Source organism: Streptomyces sp. NPDC000075, from assembly GCF_040301925.1.
Taxonomy (GTDB): Bacteria; Actinomycetota; Actinomycetes; order Streptomycetales; family Streptomycetaceae; genus Streptomyces; species Streptomyces polychromogenes.
This window is the reverse complement of the sequence record NZ_JBEPFL010000001.1, coordinates 49,938-63,621: the sequence shown is the minus strand read 5'-3', so window position 1 is coordinate 63,621 and position 13,684 is coordinate 49,938. Positions and strand designations below refer to the sequence as shown.

General features: G+C 73.6%; 13 protein-coding genes. 11 read left to right on the top strand and 2 right to left on the bottom strand.

All coding sequences use genetic code 11. From position 1 onward, the window contains the following. The first annotated feature begins 245 nt into the window (after positions 1-245). The gene (locus ABT403_RS00250; protein WP_344167942.1) at positions 246-815 is read left to right on the top strand and encodes a hypothetical protein; all 570 of its coding nucleotides are present in this window, start codon (positions 246-248) and stop codon (positions 813-815) included. Here the strand turns inward: ABT403_RS00250 and ABT403_RS00245 are convergent. Further along, a complete protein-coding gene (locus ABT403_RS00245) occupies positions 796-1,272 on the bottom strand; it encodes a hypothetical protein (protein ID WP_344167945.1) in 477 nt (158 codons plus the stop codon). The genes ABT403_RS00250 and ABT403_RS00245 overlap by 20 nt on opposite strands. A gap of 479 nt (positions 1,273-1,751) precedes the next feature. Between ABT403_RS00245 and ABT403_RS00240 the strand changes: the two genes are divergently transcribed. Next, a complete protein-coding gene (locus ABT403_RS00240; protein ID WP_344167948.1) occupies positions 1,752-3,572 on the top strand; it encodes a galactose oxidase early set domain-containing protein in 1,821 nt (606 codons plus the stop codon). 128 nt (positions 3,573-3,700) lie between these two features. Continuing rightward, positions 3,701-3,913 (top strand): acyl-CoA carboxylase subunit epsilon, encoded by a 213-nt coding sequence (locus tag ABT403_RS00235; RefSeq protein ID WP_344167951.1) that lies wholly within the window; start codon positions 3,701-3,703, stop codon positions 3,911-3,913. An 11-nt stretch (positions 3,914-3,924) separates the two neighbouring features. Here ABT403_RS00235 and ABT403_RS00230 read toward each other — a convergent pair whose 3' ends face one another. Then, complete coding sequence (locus ABT403_RS00230) at positions 3,925-5,556, bottom strand: FAD-dependent oxidoreductase (RefSeq protein ID WP_351647369.1); 1,632 nt, start codon at positions 5,554-5,556, stop codon at positions 3,925-3,927. A 294-nt stretch (positions 5,557-5,850) separates the two neighbouring features. Here ABT403_RS00230 and ABT403_RS00225 point away from each other — a divergent pair, with 294 nt between their 5' ends. The 8 genes from ABT403_RS00225 to ABT403_RS00190 all read left to right on the top strand — a co-directional run bounded on the left by ABT403_RS00225 (position 5,851) and on the right by ABT403_RS00190 (position 13,608). Next, positions 5,851-6,936, top strand: coding sequence for a SchA/CurD-like domain-containing protein (locus tag ABT403_RS00225; RefSeq protein WP_344167957.1), 1,086 nt, complete (start codon positions 5,851-5,853; stop codon positions 6,934-6,936). Positions 6,937-7,045: 109 nt separating this feature from the next. Continuing rightward, entirely contained in the window at positions 7,046-7,492 is a 447-nt protein-coding gene (locus ABT403_RS00220) for a cupin domain-containing protein (protein ID WP_344167960.1), read from the top strand. Continuing rightward, a complete protein-coding gene (locus ABT403_RS00215) occupies positions 7,489-8,760 on the top strand; it encodes a beta-ketoacyl-[acyl-carrier-protein] synthase family protein (protein ID WP_344167963.1) in 1,272 nt (423 codons plus the stop codon). Before ABT403_RS00220 ends, ABT403_RS00215 begins: the two co-directional genes overlap by 4 nt. Beyond that, a complete protein-coding gene (locus tag ABT403_RS00210) occupies positions 8,757-10,010 on the top strand; it encodes a beta-ketoacyl synthase N-terminal-like domain-containing protein (protein WP_344167966.1) in 1,254 nt (417 codons plus the stop codon). Before ABT403_RS00215 ends, ABT403_RS00210 begins: the two co-directional genes overlap by 4 nt. A gap of 70 nt (positions 10,011-10,080) precedes the next feature. Further along, a complete protein-coding gene (locus tag ABT403_RS00205; protein ID WP_344167969.1) occupies positions 10,081-10,335 on the top strand; it encodes an acyl carrier protein in 255 nt (84 codons plus the stop codon). 1 nt (position 10,336) lies between these two features. Further along, the gene (locus tag ABT403_RS00200; RefSeq protein WP_344167972.1) at positions 10,337-10,816 is read left to right on the top strand and encodes an SRPBCC family protein; all 480 of its coding nucleotides are present in this window, start codon (positions 10,337-10,339) and stop codon (positions 10,814-10,816) included. A 50-nt stretch (positions 10,817-10,866) separates the two neighbouring features. Next, a complete protein-coding gene (locus ABT403_RS00195) occupies positions 10,867-11,199 on the top strand; it encodes a TcmI family type II polyketide cyclase (RefSeq protein ID WP_344167975.1) in 333 nt (110 codons plus the stop codon). Between the two features lie 351 nt (positions 11,200-11,550). Continuing rightward, positions 11,551-13,608 (top strand): RICIN domain-containing protein, encoded by a 2,058-nt coding sequence (locus tag ABT403_RS00190; protein ID WP_344167978.1) that lies wholly within the window; start codon positions 11,551-11,553, stop codon positions 13,606-13,608. Positions 13,609-13,684 lie beyond the last annotated feature (76 nt).

The window sequence follows — 13,684 nt, the reverse complement described above, 5'->3', positions numbered from 1 at the left end:
GATGTCCCTGCAAAGCTTCCTCACGCCCTCTTTTCGAGTGGGCGTGAATCAATGAATATACGCAGAGGCACACCCCGGACGTCAATTCGTCCGGGGTGTTTTGTTTATGTACGCGGGCCGTTCCCGGAGGAGGCCCCCTCCCCCGTGCGGGGGAGGGCGGGACGCGCCGGGTCCTGCCGGGGCCGTGGGCCGGGCCGTTCCGCAGGGCGATGTCCGGGCGGCCGCCGGACGGCAGGGTGGTGCCCATGACCACTCCCGACCCCGGCCGGGGCGTACCGGCCGCTCCCCGCTGGGCCGTGCGCGCCGCCCACGTCATCGCCCTGCTCACCCTGCCGACCGGGATCTGGCGGCTGTTCCTCGCCGCCGGGTTCACGGCCGGCTACACCGGGGCCGGGTACGCGGCGGCCGGGATACCCGGCTGGGGCCGGGTGTACGTGGTGCTGCTGAGCGTGGCGAGCGAGCTGCTGGCGCTGCTGACCCTGGGGCTGGTGCGGCCCTGGGGGGAGGTGGTCCCCCGGTGGGCGCCGCTGGCGGGCGGGCGCAGGCCGGCGCCGCGCCGGGTGGCGGCCGTCGCCGGGGCGGGGGCGGTGGCCCTGACGCTGCTGTGGACGCCGTTCGCGTTCTGGTGGCTGCTGCCCCACGGGGACATGACGGCCCGCGGCTCCTTCCTCGTCGGCTTCCTCTACCTGCCGCTGGCCGCCTGGGGCCCGCTGCTGGGGGCCGTCGCCCTCGACCACCGCCGACGCCACCGCGGCGGGGCGGCCCGAGGGGCGCCCCGCCGCGGTGGCGGGCGGGTCAGCGGAGGTCGAAGCTGACCGAGGAGGCCTTGTCGTTCATGCCGTCGCCGACGTAGGCGTTGTAGCCGTAGTACGTCTGGTGGGCGCCCCGGAAGTCGTTGTGCTCCCACAGGGTGATCGGACAGGTGATGCCCTGCGCCGAGCTCACCGTGTCGTTCCACCCCCACTTGGACAGGTCGTTGAACTCGGGGTAGCGCCAGTTGCAGCCGACGCTGCCGCGGAAGGTGAACTCGCTGCCGCCGGAGTTGGAGTCGCTCCAGATCTTGCCGAGGTCCTTGTATTCCGCCTGTGCTCCGAGTTCGGCGGCCTGGGACCTGGTGGCGAAGCAGCCGCCCTCACCCGTGTCGACGACGTACGTGCAGAACTTCGGCGCCCTGGGGGCGGGCTGCGGGCTCGCGGCGGACGCGGGGGTGGCGGCGGCGGCCAGCACGAGGGCCGTGGCGGCCAGGGCGAGGGAGGACCGGACCATGCGCATGAGTGCTCCTCACAGGGATGCATAGGGACGGACGGGGCGCTCCGGTCCACCGGGGTACTTTTGGGAACTGAAGCGCGACAGCAGCCAACAAGCAGGCATAACCACCCGTCCAGGGCGCGCAGTTGCCGGTGGCACGTTTCGTACGGCGCCACGCGCGCGGCGGCCCCGCGCGCGGCTGGCGCGATCACGACGCGCGGCGCGGGGCCGGGCCCCGGCACGACCCCCGCCACGACCCGCCACGGCCCCGGCACGGCCGGCGGCGGGAGCTCCGGCGCCTCGGCGGGCGCGGGGCGTGGCCGAAGCGCCCCGCCCGGGCCGGGCCGGTCCCCGTGCGGCCGAATGTCCCGATACGGGCGGACGGCGGCGGCCCTGCCACTCGTACGACGCAGGTGGTTCGCGTCATATGAGGCGATATGCACCTGATCTTCTAGCATGGCGTCCCTCCCGTCCCGGCCGCCCCACACCGAGGAGCGCCCCGCATGTCCCGAGCAGCACACCGGTCCGCCGCCGCGACGGCCGCCGCGTCCGCCGCGCTGGCCCTCGCCCTGGCCGCCGGCGCCTTCCTCGCCGCGCCGCCCGCCCGGGCCCACGGGGCCGACGGCGACGGAGAGGCCGCCTTCATCGGCGCCGACCACGCCCGCGCCCACGCCGAGCGGCGCGGCGCCGCCGCCGGGGCCGCCGAGTACCCGCAGGCCACCCGGACCGCGAGCCTGGCCGCGCTGACCGCGTCCCAGGCAACGGCCAACCGGGCGTTCGACCCGGCCCGCGACGGCCGGTTCGCGGAGTTCTTCCCCTCCCCCGACTTCGGCGTCCACCTCGCCCAGCTCCCCACCGGCAAGGTGCTCCTCTTCTCCTTCGAACGGGTCGAGGTCAACCCCACCAAGGAGACCGGCCCCACCGACCGCATCGGCCCGACCAACGCGGGCCGCGCCTTCCTGTGGGACCCGGCCAGAGGTACGGGTGCGCGGGCCTTCAAGGAGGTCCGGCCGCCGACCGTGCTGATGCCGGACGGCACCCACGTCCCGCGCCCCGCGCCGTTCTTCTGCGCCGGGCACGCCTTCCTGCCCAACGGGATGCTGGCGGTCTTCGGGGGCAACGCCGGCGGCAAGGGCGGCAGCGGGGCGAAGCTCTCCTTCGTGTTCGACCCGTGGACCGAGACCTGGTTCCGCAACCGGGACATGTCCGTGGGCCGCTGGTACCCCTCGGTGGTGACCGGGGCCGACGGCCGCCAGACGATCATGTCGGGCCAGTCCGAGCGCGGTACGGGCACCCCCACCCCGGTCGTGGAGCGCTTCCCGGCGAAGGGGCTGCCCGTGCCGTGGCGTACGTACGACATCCCGGCGGGCATGGCCGTCGGGCGGTTCCGGGCGGACGCGCCGTTCCGCAACGACTACCCGCACCTGTTCTCGCTGCGCGACGGGATGATCTACGGGCTGGGCCGCGACGCCGACCAGCAGTGGCTCTTCGACCCGGTCGCGGAGACCCGCGCCGACCTGCCCCGGCGCCCGGCGGACTTCCGGGGATACGGCTCGGCCGTGCCCCTCCCGGCAGGGCTGCGCGGCCCGGACTCGGTACTGGTCCTGGGCGGCGACCCGCACGACCCGAACACCTACCGGCTGTCGGGCCGGCGGTGGAGCACCGAGGAGCCGCGCGCCTTCGGACGCACCCAGGACGACACCCTGATCCTGCCGGACGCCACCCTGCTGACCGTCAACGGCGCCCTGGACACCCGCGACTACGGCCACGGCCCCTTCAACCCCCAGGCCGACCTCAAGTACCGGCAGACGGAACTGCGCGACGCCCGCGGCCACTGGCGGCTCGGCCCGGCCCAGCGGCTGCCGCGCGGCTACCACTCCAACGCCCTGGTGATGCCGGACGGCCGGGTCATGGTGACCGTCGACGAGCTCCAGCAGATCGCCAACGACCCCGACATCCGGGACGCGATGGACGGCAGTATCGAGATCTACGAGCCCGCCTACCTCCACCAGGGCGGCACCCGGCCGGTCCTGGACCGGGTCCCCGGGGGCGAACTCGGGTACGGCGCGGCCTTCGAGGTCCGCAGCCGGACCGCCTCCGCCGTCCGGCGGGCCGTCCTCCTGGCACCGACGACGGTCACCCACGCGGTCAACACCAGCCAGCGCCACCTGGAGCTCGCCGTCACCTCCGTACGGGGCGACGCGATCACCCTGCGCACCCCGCCGAGCGCGGCGGACGCCCCGCCCGGGTACTACATGCTCTTCCTGCTGGACGGGCGCGGGGTACCCGGTACCGCCAAGTGGGTGAAGCTCGGCCACCGTTAGACCGTCCGGCCTCCCGGGGCGGGTCGCCCGGACGGCTGTGGACAACCCCCTCCCGGCGCGACACGCCCACGGACGGCCCCGTAGCGTCGTCGGCCTGGGGGGAGATCTCCTGCCGAGAGGCCGTGACGATGCCCAGCGAAGACGCCATAGCCAGCCTGCTCCGGGTCCACCGGGGTACCGCCTGCCCCGAGGAACTCGCCGCGATCACCGTCGTGGTCGCCTGTCTCGCCGGCCGCTCCGGCCGGCCCGCGACCTCCCCGCGGCACGCCACGGCGCACCGCCGCCCGCAGCCGAGGCCCGGGGGCCACGGGTGCTGGGCGGGGTGCTGGGCCTGCCGCTGAGCCGGACGCCGTCAGGCGCGCCGCAGCAGCCGCGCCATCGCGTCGTGGAGCGCTCCGCGCGGATCGGCCGGGGCGCCCTCCGCGCGCCAGGCGACGAACCCATCCGGGCGTACGAGGACCGCTCCGCCGGCCGGGAGTTCGTGCAGCTCCTCCCAGTCGGCGCCGTCCGGCTGGACCAGGTCGGCCCCGGGCGCGGAGCCCACGGTGTAGGCGTCCAGGTGCGCGCCCAGCTCCCGCGCCACATGGCCGGCCGCCTCCTTCCACGGCGTGCCCGGGCTGCTGAGCAGCACGAACGAGGTCTCGTACAGGTCGAGCAGGGAGGTCCGCCGTCCCGCCCGGGTCACCCACATGTGCGGGGCGCGGGTGCCGACGTCGCCCTTGAGGCGCATGGTCTCGGGGATGATCGGCCGGTCCGGGTCCCCGCCGACGACGGCGCCCTCGGGATAGCAGTAGCCCATGGCTGTGGTGAGGACCCCGCTGCCGGGGCCGCCGCCCATGGTGGGCGGGGGCACGTATCCGGGGTGGCTGTGTTCGGCCGAACGGGCGGAGGCGCGCTCGCTGGTGGCGCGGGCCACGGGGAGCCGCTCCTCCTCGTAGGTGTGCAGGAGGGCGGGCGCGGCGGAGCCGTTCAGCACGGCGGCGATCTTCCAGGCGAGGTTGTGGGCGTCCTGGATGCCGGTGTTGGAGCCGAAGGCGCCGGTCGGGGACATCTCGTGCGCCGCGTCGCCGACGACGAACACCCGGCCCACGGAGTACTGCTGGGCGACCCTCTCGGCGGCGTGCCAGGGGGCCTTGCCGCCGATCTCCACGTCCAGGTCGGGCACGCCGATGGCGCCCCGGATCTGGGCGATGCAGCGCTCCTCGGTGAAGTCCTCCAGGGTCTCGCCCGTCTCCGGGTGCCAGGGGGCGTGGAAGACCCACTGGGTCTCGTTGTCCACCGGCAGCAGCGCCCCGTCGGCGCCCGGGCGCATCAGGTAGCAGACGATGAAGCGCAGGTCGCCCAGGAGGCCGGCGAGCCGCTCGGAGCGGAAGACGATGCTGACGTTGTGGAAGAGTTCGCCGCTGCCCTCCTGGCGGATGCCCAGGGCTTCGCGGACGGGGCTGCGCGGGCCGTCGGCGGCGATCAGGTAGTCGGCGCGCACGGTGAGGTGTTCACCGGTGTCGCGGTCCTTCACGAGGGCGCTGACCCCGTCGGCGTCCTGGTCGAAGCTCATGAGCTCGGTGGCGAAGCGCACGTCGGCGCCCTGGGCGCGGCTCTGCGCGGCCAGCACGGGCTCGATGTTGTTCTGGCTGCACAGGCACCAGCCGGTGGGGCTGAGGCGGGCGAGCGCCCCGGAGGGGTCGACGGCCTTGATGAGCCACTTGTGCTCGCCGCCGATGAGCGCCTGCGTCTGCAGGATGCCCTGGTTGGCCTCCAGGGCGGAGGCCTCCTTGCGGATGGCGGGTTCGACGCCCGCCGTACGGAACAGCTCCATCGTGCGGGCGTTGATCCCCCGTCCGCGCGGGTGGACGGAGGTTCCGGCGTGCTTCTCGACCACCATGTGCCTGATGCCGTGGCGGCTCAGGAACAGCGAGGTGGGGAGGCCCACGAGGGAACCGCCCACGACGAGGACCGGTACGCGGACATCGGCATGCTCTTCCATCGGCTGCGTGCTCCTGATTCGTGTGGGGGCTGTGGAAGGACAGTGGACGGCTTATGCCCCCGATCAGCTCTCTTGCCCGGGCGAGTCGCGTCTTGTCACCCGCTTGATCCGGAGATGTCGCGATCCGTACCCGGCCGGATGACGATGAGCGACAGCGGCGCCCCCTCTCGGCCCGGACCGCCCGCGTCCGCCGGCCGCGGACCACGGGGCCCCGCGCAGCCGGGCAGTTGCCGCCGCATGACGCAGGGGAGCGCGAACGCGCCGGCGTCCGCGCCCTCACGAAGGAGTGAACAGATGACCACCACCCTGTCCGAACGGGTGTCGCAGTCCGCGTTCGACGGCTCCATGCTCCGGGTCGTCCTGCTGATGGATCTCCACGAGGGCGCCCAGCAGCGGTTCTTCGAGGCCTACGAGCGGCTCCGCCATGACATCGCCGCGGTCCCCGGCCACCTCGGCGACCAGCTGTGCCAGTCCTTCGAGAACCCCTCGCAGTGGCTGATCACCAGCGAGTGGGAGAGCGCGCCGCAGTACCTCGCCTGGGTCAACAGCGAGGCGCACGCCGAGCAGGTCAAGCCGCTGGGGGCCTGTGCCCGCTCGATGCGCCCGCTGAAGTTCACGGTGCTGCGCGAGACCGGCCGGCGCTACGACGCCCCGCGGGCCGGCTTCGGCGCGCGGCTGCAGGACGGGCCCCGGCTCGGCGAGGGGATCGTCCGGCACGCGCTGACCTTCACGGTCAAGCCGGGCAGTGAGGGGAAGGTCGCCGAGATCCTCTCCTCGTACTCCTCCCCCGCCGCCCGCGTCGACGACCACACCCGGCTGCTGCGCACCTCGCTGTTCATGCACGGCAACCGGGTGGTGCGGGCCGTGGAGGTGCAGGGCGACCTGACGGCGGCGCTGCGGCACGTGTCGGAGCAGCCGGAGGTGCGGGCGGTGGAGCAGGCCATCAACCCGTACCTGGAGCAGGACCGGGACCTGTCCGACCCGGAGTCCGCCCGGATGTTCTTCATGCGCGCGGGCCTCCCGGCCGTCCACCACGTCGCCGCGCACGGCCCCCAGCCCGACCGGATCACCCGGCACGCGCTGTTCTACCCGGCCAAGCCGGGCTGCGGCCCGCTCGTCGCCCGGTTCCTCGCCCGCCAGGACGAGAACGCCTCGAAGATCCCCACCAGCCCCGTGCTGAGCAGCAGCATCTTCCAGCGCGACGACGTCGTGGTCCGGCTGCTCGACGTCAGCGGGCCGGCCGACGGCCGCTTCGCGGGCGGCTTCGGCATGGACGGCCCGCGCGACGCGGCGGTGCTGGACCGGCTGCTGGCCGGCGCCCCGCAGGCCCCGCACCCCATGGACCTGATCACCGACCGTCGGGCTCCGGCGCAGTCCTGATCCGGACGGGCGGCGCCACCCCCCGCGGGTGCCCGCCCCCGGCCCCGAACCACCCCACCCCCACCGGCAGCCCGTGACAGGGCTCCCGTCCGCCAGGAGGAAGTCCGCCGTGACCAAACATCACCCGCGCATCGTCGACCTCAGCGAGACCCAGCCCAACCGCAGGCGCGGAGGCGATCTGCGTGCCGTCCTCACCCCGACCTCGGTGGGCTCGACCAGCGGTTTCATGGGCCTGGCGGTGATGGCCCCGGGCGAGTCGATCGCCGAGCACTACCACCCGTACTCCGAGGAGTTCGTCTACGTGGTCGCGGGCACGCTGGAGGTCGACCTCGACGGGGAGACCCACCCGCTGCGCACCGACCAGGGACTGCTGGTCCCGCTGAACGTGCGCCACCGCTTCCGCAACGTGGGCTCCGCCGAGGCCCGGATGGTCTTCCACCTCGGTCCCCTCGCCCCGGATCCGAAGCTCGGGCACGTGGACACCGAGGAGGCCCCGAACCCGGACGCCACCGCCTGGGCGGAGCGCCCGCCGGAGCGCACCGGAGCCGTCTCGTGACCCGCCGGCGGGTGGCCGTGACGGGGGTGGGGGTGGTGGCCCCCGGCGGCATCGGCGCCCCCGCCTTCTGGGACCTGCTGTCCAACGGCCGTACGGCGACCAGGGGCATCACCCTCTTCGACCCGGACGGGTTCCGCTCCCGGATAGCCGCCGAGGTCGACTTCGACCCCGTCGAGCACGGCTTCACCGGGGACGAGGCGGCCCGGGCGGACCGGTACATCCAGTTCGCCCTGGTCGCGGCCCGCGAGGCGGTGGCCGACTCCGGCCTGGAGCTGGACGGCGAGAGCGCCTGGCGCACCGGCGTGTCCCTGGGCACGGCGGTCGGCGGCACCACGCGCCTGGAGCACGACTACGTGGACGTCAGCCAGCGGGGAGCGTGGTGGGACGTGGACCACCGCCTCTCCTCCCCCTTCCTGCACCGGGCCTTCACCCCCGCCACGCTCGCCTCGGCGGTGGCGGAGCGGACGGGGGCGCGCGGTCCCGTACAGACCGTCTCCACCGGCTGCACCTCCGGGCTCGACGCCGTCGGGTACGCGGTGCACTCCATCCAGGAGGGACGGATGGACGTCTGCATCGCGGGCGCCTCCGACTCCCCGGTCTCCCCCATCACCGTGGCCTGCTTCGACGCCATCAAGGCGACCTCGGCGAACAACGAGGACCCGGCGCACGCCTCCCGGCCCTTCGACGCCGACCGGGACGGTTTCGTCCTCGGCGAGGGCGGGGCCGTACTGGTCCTGGAGGAGCTGGAGCGGGCGCGGGCCCGCGGGGCGCGGATCTACTGCGAGATCGGCGGGTACGCGACCTTCGGCAACGCCCACCACATGACCGGGCTGACCACCGAGGGCCTGGAGATGGCCCGGGCGATCGAGACGGCCCTGGCCCAGGCCCGGGTCGACGCCCGGGACATCGACTACGTCAACGCGCACGGCTCCGGCACCAAGCAGAACGACCGCCACGAGACGGCGGCCGTGAAGCGGGTGCTCGGGGACCACGCCTACAAGACGCCGATGACCTCCATCAAGTCCATGGTGGGGCACTCGCTCGGCGCCATCGGGGCGATCGAACTCGCGGCCTGCGTCCTGGCGATGACCCACCACGTGGTCCCGCCGACCGCGAACTACGAGACCCCCGACCCGGAATGCGACCTGGACTACGTACCGCGCACCGCGCGCGGGCACACGCTGCGCAACGTGCTGTCGGTGGGGAGCGGCTTCGGCGGCTTCCAGTCCGCCGTGGTCCTGACCCAGCCCAAGGAGGTACGCGCGTGAAGAGCCGTACTGCCGGCCCCGTGGCGGCCATCACCGGTATCGGGGTGGTCGCGCCGAACGGGATCGGCGCGGAGGCCTTCTGGAAGGCGACCCAGGCCGGCGACAGCGTCCTCGACCGGGTGACCCGGCAGGGGTGCGAGCACCTGCCGGTGCGGGTGGCGGGCGAGGTGCGGGGGTTCGACCCGGGCTCGCTGGTGGAGGACCGGTTCCTGGTCCAGACGGACCGCTTCAGCCACTACGCGCTGGCCGCGGCCGACCTCGCGCTGGAGCACGCCCGGCTGGGCCGCGCCGACTACGAGGACGACCCGTACGCGGTGGGCGTGGTGACGGCGGCCGGCTCGGGCGGCGGCGAGTTCGGCCAGCGCGAGCTCCAGCGGCTGTGGGGGCAGGGCCCCCGCTACGTCGGCCCGTACCAGTCGATCGCCTGGTTCTACGCGGCCAGCACCGGCCAGATCTCCATCCGGCGCGGGTTCAAGGGCCCGTGCGGGGTGGTGTGCAGCGACGAGGCGGGCGGGCTGGACGCCTTCGCGCACGCCGGCCGGGCGATCCGGCAGGGCAGCCGGGCGATGCTCGTCGGCGCGACGGAGGCCCCGCTCGCCCCGTACTCGGTGGTCTGCCAGGTCGGTTACGAGGGACTGAGCACCGCGGACGACCCGGAGCGCGCCTACCGGCCCTTCACGGCGAAGGCCTGCGGGTTCGTCCCGGCGGAGGGCGGCGCCATGTTCACCGTCGAGGACGCGGCCAAGGCCGCGCGGCGCGGCGCGCCCGTCCGGGCCCTGCTGGCCGGGCACTGCGCGACCTTCACCCCGCCCGGCCGGACGGACGACGCCGACGGGCTGGCGCACGCCGTCCTCGGCGCCCTGCGGGAGGCGGGCTGCGCGCCGGAGGAGGTGGACGTGGTCTTCGCGGACGCCCTGGGCACTCCCGAGGCGGACGCGGCCGAGGCGGCGGCGCTGCGGGCGGCGCTGGGCCCGCACGCGGCGAAGGTGCCGGTGACGGCGCCCAAGACCGGTACCGGGCGGGCGTACTGCGCGGCCGGGACCCTCGACGCGGCCGCCGCCGTCCTGGCGCTGGAGCACGGGGTCGTGCCGCCGACGCCGAACGTCTTCGACGTCTGCCACGACCTCGACGTGGTCACCGGCAGCGCCCGCGTCGCCCCCCTGCGGACCGCGCTCGTCCTGAGCCGCGGCCGGATGGGGTCGAACACGGCACTCGTCCTGCGCGGGGGACCCGGTTCCCGCGCGCAGTGATCCGTACCCCTTCCGCCAGGGCCGTACGGGCGACCGGCCGGCCCCCGGGAAGCAGGAGAGAGAAGGCACCATGTCCGACCGACTGACCATGGAAGAGCTGGCGACGCTGATGAAGAGCGCCGGCATCACCGTCGACCCCGCCGAGCTGACGAGCCGTCCGGACTCGCGGTTCGACGACTACGGCCTGGACTCGCTGGGCCTGCTCGGCATCGTGGGCGAGCTGGAGAACCGGCGCGGCCGGGCGCTGCCCGCGGACGCCGACCGCTGCAAGAGCCCGCGCGAGTTCGTCGACCTCGTCAACAACAGCCTCATGACAGGAGCCTGAGATGCCCGGCCACACCGACAACGAGATCACCGTCAAGGCGCCCGTGGACCTCGTCTGGGACGTCACGAACGACCTGCCGAACTGGCCCGAGCTGTTCAGCGAGTACGCCTCGATCGAGATCCTGGAGCAGGCCGGGAACACCACCCGGTTCCGCCTGGCCATGCACCCGGACGAGAACGGGGTGGTGTGGAGCTGGGTCTCGGAGCGGACGGTGGACCGCGCGGGGCTCACGGTGAAGGCGCGCCGGGTGGAGACCGGTCCGTTCGCGCACATGAACATCCACTGGGAGTACGGCGAGGTGCCGGGCGGCACCCGGATGCGGTGGGTCCAGGACTTCGCGATGAAGCCGGAGGCGCCGATCGACGACGCCGGGATGACCGACCGCATCAACCACAACTCCAAGATCCAGATGGAGCTGATCCGGGACAAGATCGAGCGCGCCCACCGGGCGAAGGCCGCGTCCCCCTCGGGCCGCGGTTGAGCCCCCGCCCTACCCCGCCCTACCCCGCCCTCCCCGAAAGGCGATCCCCGATGCACCAAGCCCTCATCGTGGCCCGGATGGCACCCGGTTCCGCGCCCGACATCGCCGGCCTGTTCGCCGCCTCGGACGCCGGGGAGCTGCCGCACCTGGTCGGGGTGCGGCGGCGCAGCCTCTTCCAGTTCGGGGAGGTGTACATGCACCTGGTCGAGTGCGACTCGGATCCCGGGCCGGCCATCGCCAAGGTCGTCTCGCACCCCGAGTTCCGTGACCTGAGCGACCGGCTCCAGGCGTACGTCAGCCCGCACGACCCGGAGACCTGGCGGAGCCCCCAGGACGCGATGGCCCAGCGGTTCTACCTCTGGGAGCGGGACGCCGCCCGGTAGTCCGTACGGGTGCCCAAGCCCGCGCCGCACCGCCGGACGGCCTGGGCACCCACGGCCAGTGACGGGGGGAATTCGGCAGGTAGTTTTTGAATGAATACCTGACTGAATTGCCGTCAACAAGGTTCCGCCTCTTATCTCGATTTGATAACGACCTCGCTTTAATGGCCTGGACCTTTCCCGTGCAACGCGCGTAACTCCCTTGATTTTCAAGCGAATTGACAGTTCATCAAATCAGGCCCGAAGGTAACGGATAGATTTCCCGGGCCCGGCTCCCGTTTGTCCGAATTCTCCACGGCGCTCATCTGGCACGCTTCTGCGCACCCACTCCCCTGACCAGGACTTGAGGTGCGCATGACAGCACGACCCAAGGGCCGGCGCCGCCGGGCCGACCAGCGCCGCACACCGCGCAAACTGATACTCCTGACCGCCGCGGCGGCGTCGGCGGCGCTGCTCGCGGGCGGTCTGGCCTACTCCCGCCTCGGCCCCGACGCCGAGGCCACCACCGTCGCCGCGGCCGGAGCACCCGCCGCCGTCGCGGAACCGGCCGCCGCACCGGCCCGGGACGAGGAGCCCGCCCCGCTCGCGAAGAAGCCCGCGAACGAGGACGCCAAGGGCATGGTCTACGACGGCCTCGACACGGCCCCGAAGGGCGACCGCTGCGCCGGCGTCTACCGCACGGAGGCCGGCCTGTGCACCCACGGCCCCGACGCTCCCCCCAAGGACGTCGACATCAAGGCCGACGTGCAGCCCGTGGTCAAGTCCAAGGCCGCGGCGGCCGATCCGGCCGCCCCCGCCTCCGCCGACCCGGCCGCCACCGACGGCGGCGGGCGTCCTCAGGACGCGCCCGCCGCCGACGCCCGCAACGTCGCGGCCAACGCGAAGGCGCCGGCCCCGCCCACCGGCGGCCAGGCGGTCGCCACCGGCCCGGCCGGACAGACCGTCCAGTGCGACGGCGACGGCACCACCGGCAACCGCGTCCAGGTCGTCTACGCGCACGGCCCGGGCCGCGACCGCTACGCCGAGTACGCGGCCTCGTTCCGCAAGTGGGCCGTCGACGCCGACATGATCTACGCGGCCAGCGCCAAGGAGACCGGCGGCATCCGCCACATCCGCTACGTGACGGCCGCCGACTGCACCCCCTCGGTGCTGAACATCGAGCTCCCGGACTCCGCCCTCGCCGAGTTCAGCGCCACCAACAACGCGCTGGCCGGCAAGGGGCTCAACCGCCGCGACCGCAAGTACATGATCTTCGCGGACACCCAGGTCTACTGCGGCATCGGCACCTTCAACGGCGACGAGCGCCACGGCCAGGACAACCTGAGCAACTTCGGCCCCTCCTACGGCCGTACCGACTCCGGCTGCTGGGGCGGTCACACCGCCGCGCACGAACTCGGCCACAACCTGGGCGCGGTCAACAACAGCGCGCCCAACACCAGCCGGGGTGCCCACTGCACGGACGAGTACGACGTCATGTGTTACTCGGACACGCCGTACTACCCGCAGATGCGCTACGTCTGCAACAACCAGGCGAAGGAGAACATCCTCGACTGCAACCACGACGACTACTTCCACACCAGCCCGCAGGCCGGCAGCTACCTGGCCACCCACTGGAACATCGCCGACAACCAGTTCCTGATGCGCACGGAGGGCGGCACCGACCCGAACCCGAACCCGAACCCCTCGCCGAAGCCGACGCCGTCCCCCACCAAGAAGCCCTCGGGGGCCCCGGCGGTGACGGCCGGCCAGATCCAGGCCGACTCCGTGGTGCTGAGCTGGCCCAAGACCGAGGGCGCCGTCTGGTACCAGGTGCTGCTCAACGACAAGCACCTGACCTGGGTCCAGTCCACCTCCCTGCGCGTCTACAACCTCCGGCCCGGCACCGCGTACACGGCCGCCGTCTCGGTCCGTGACGCCTCCGGCCGCGACAGCGGCCCCGGCAAGGCCACGTCCTTCCGCACCTCCGACTCCGGCGGCGGCGCCACCACCCCGGGCACCCGCTACGTGCTCGGCAACGGCAGCAGCGGCATGGCCGCCGAGCTGTGGGGCGGACGCACCGCGGACGGCACCGTGCTCGTCGGCGGCCGGTCCAACGGCTACGCCCAGCAGCAGTGGTACTTCGACGACGCCGGCAACGGCCTCGTGCGGATCCGCTCGGCGGTCTCCGGCAAGTGCCTCCAGCCCGGCGGCGCCCCGGCCGCGGGGATGTGGATCGCGCAGCAGCCCTGCGGCGGCTCGGCCGCCCAGCAGTGGAAGGTCTCCTCGCGCGACGGCGCGGTGACCGTCTCCGACCCGAGCGGCGGCTTCGCCCTCGCGGTGAGCAACCGGCCCTACTACGGGGACTGGCTGCTCGAACTCCAGCGCGCGGACGGACGTCCGGCGCAGGTCTGGACGGCCCGCAAGGCCGCCTGACCCCGTGTGACCGGCGGGCGGCCCCACTCCCCTGGGGCCGCCCGCCCCTTCGACTTCCCCCTCCCGCACTCCACCT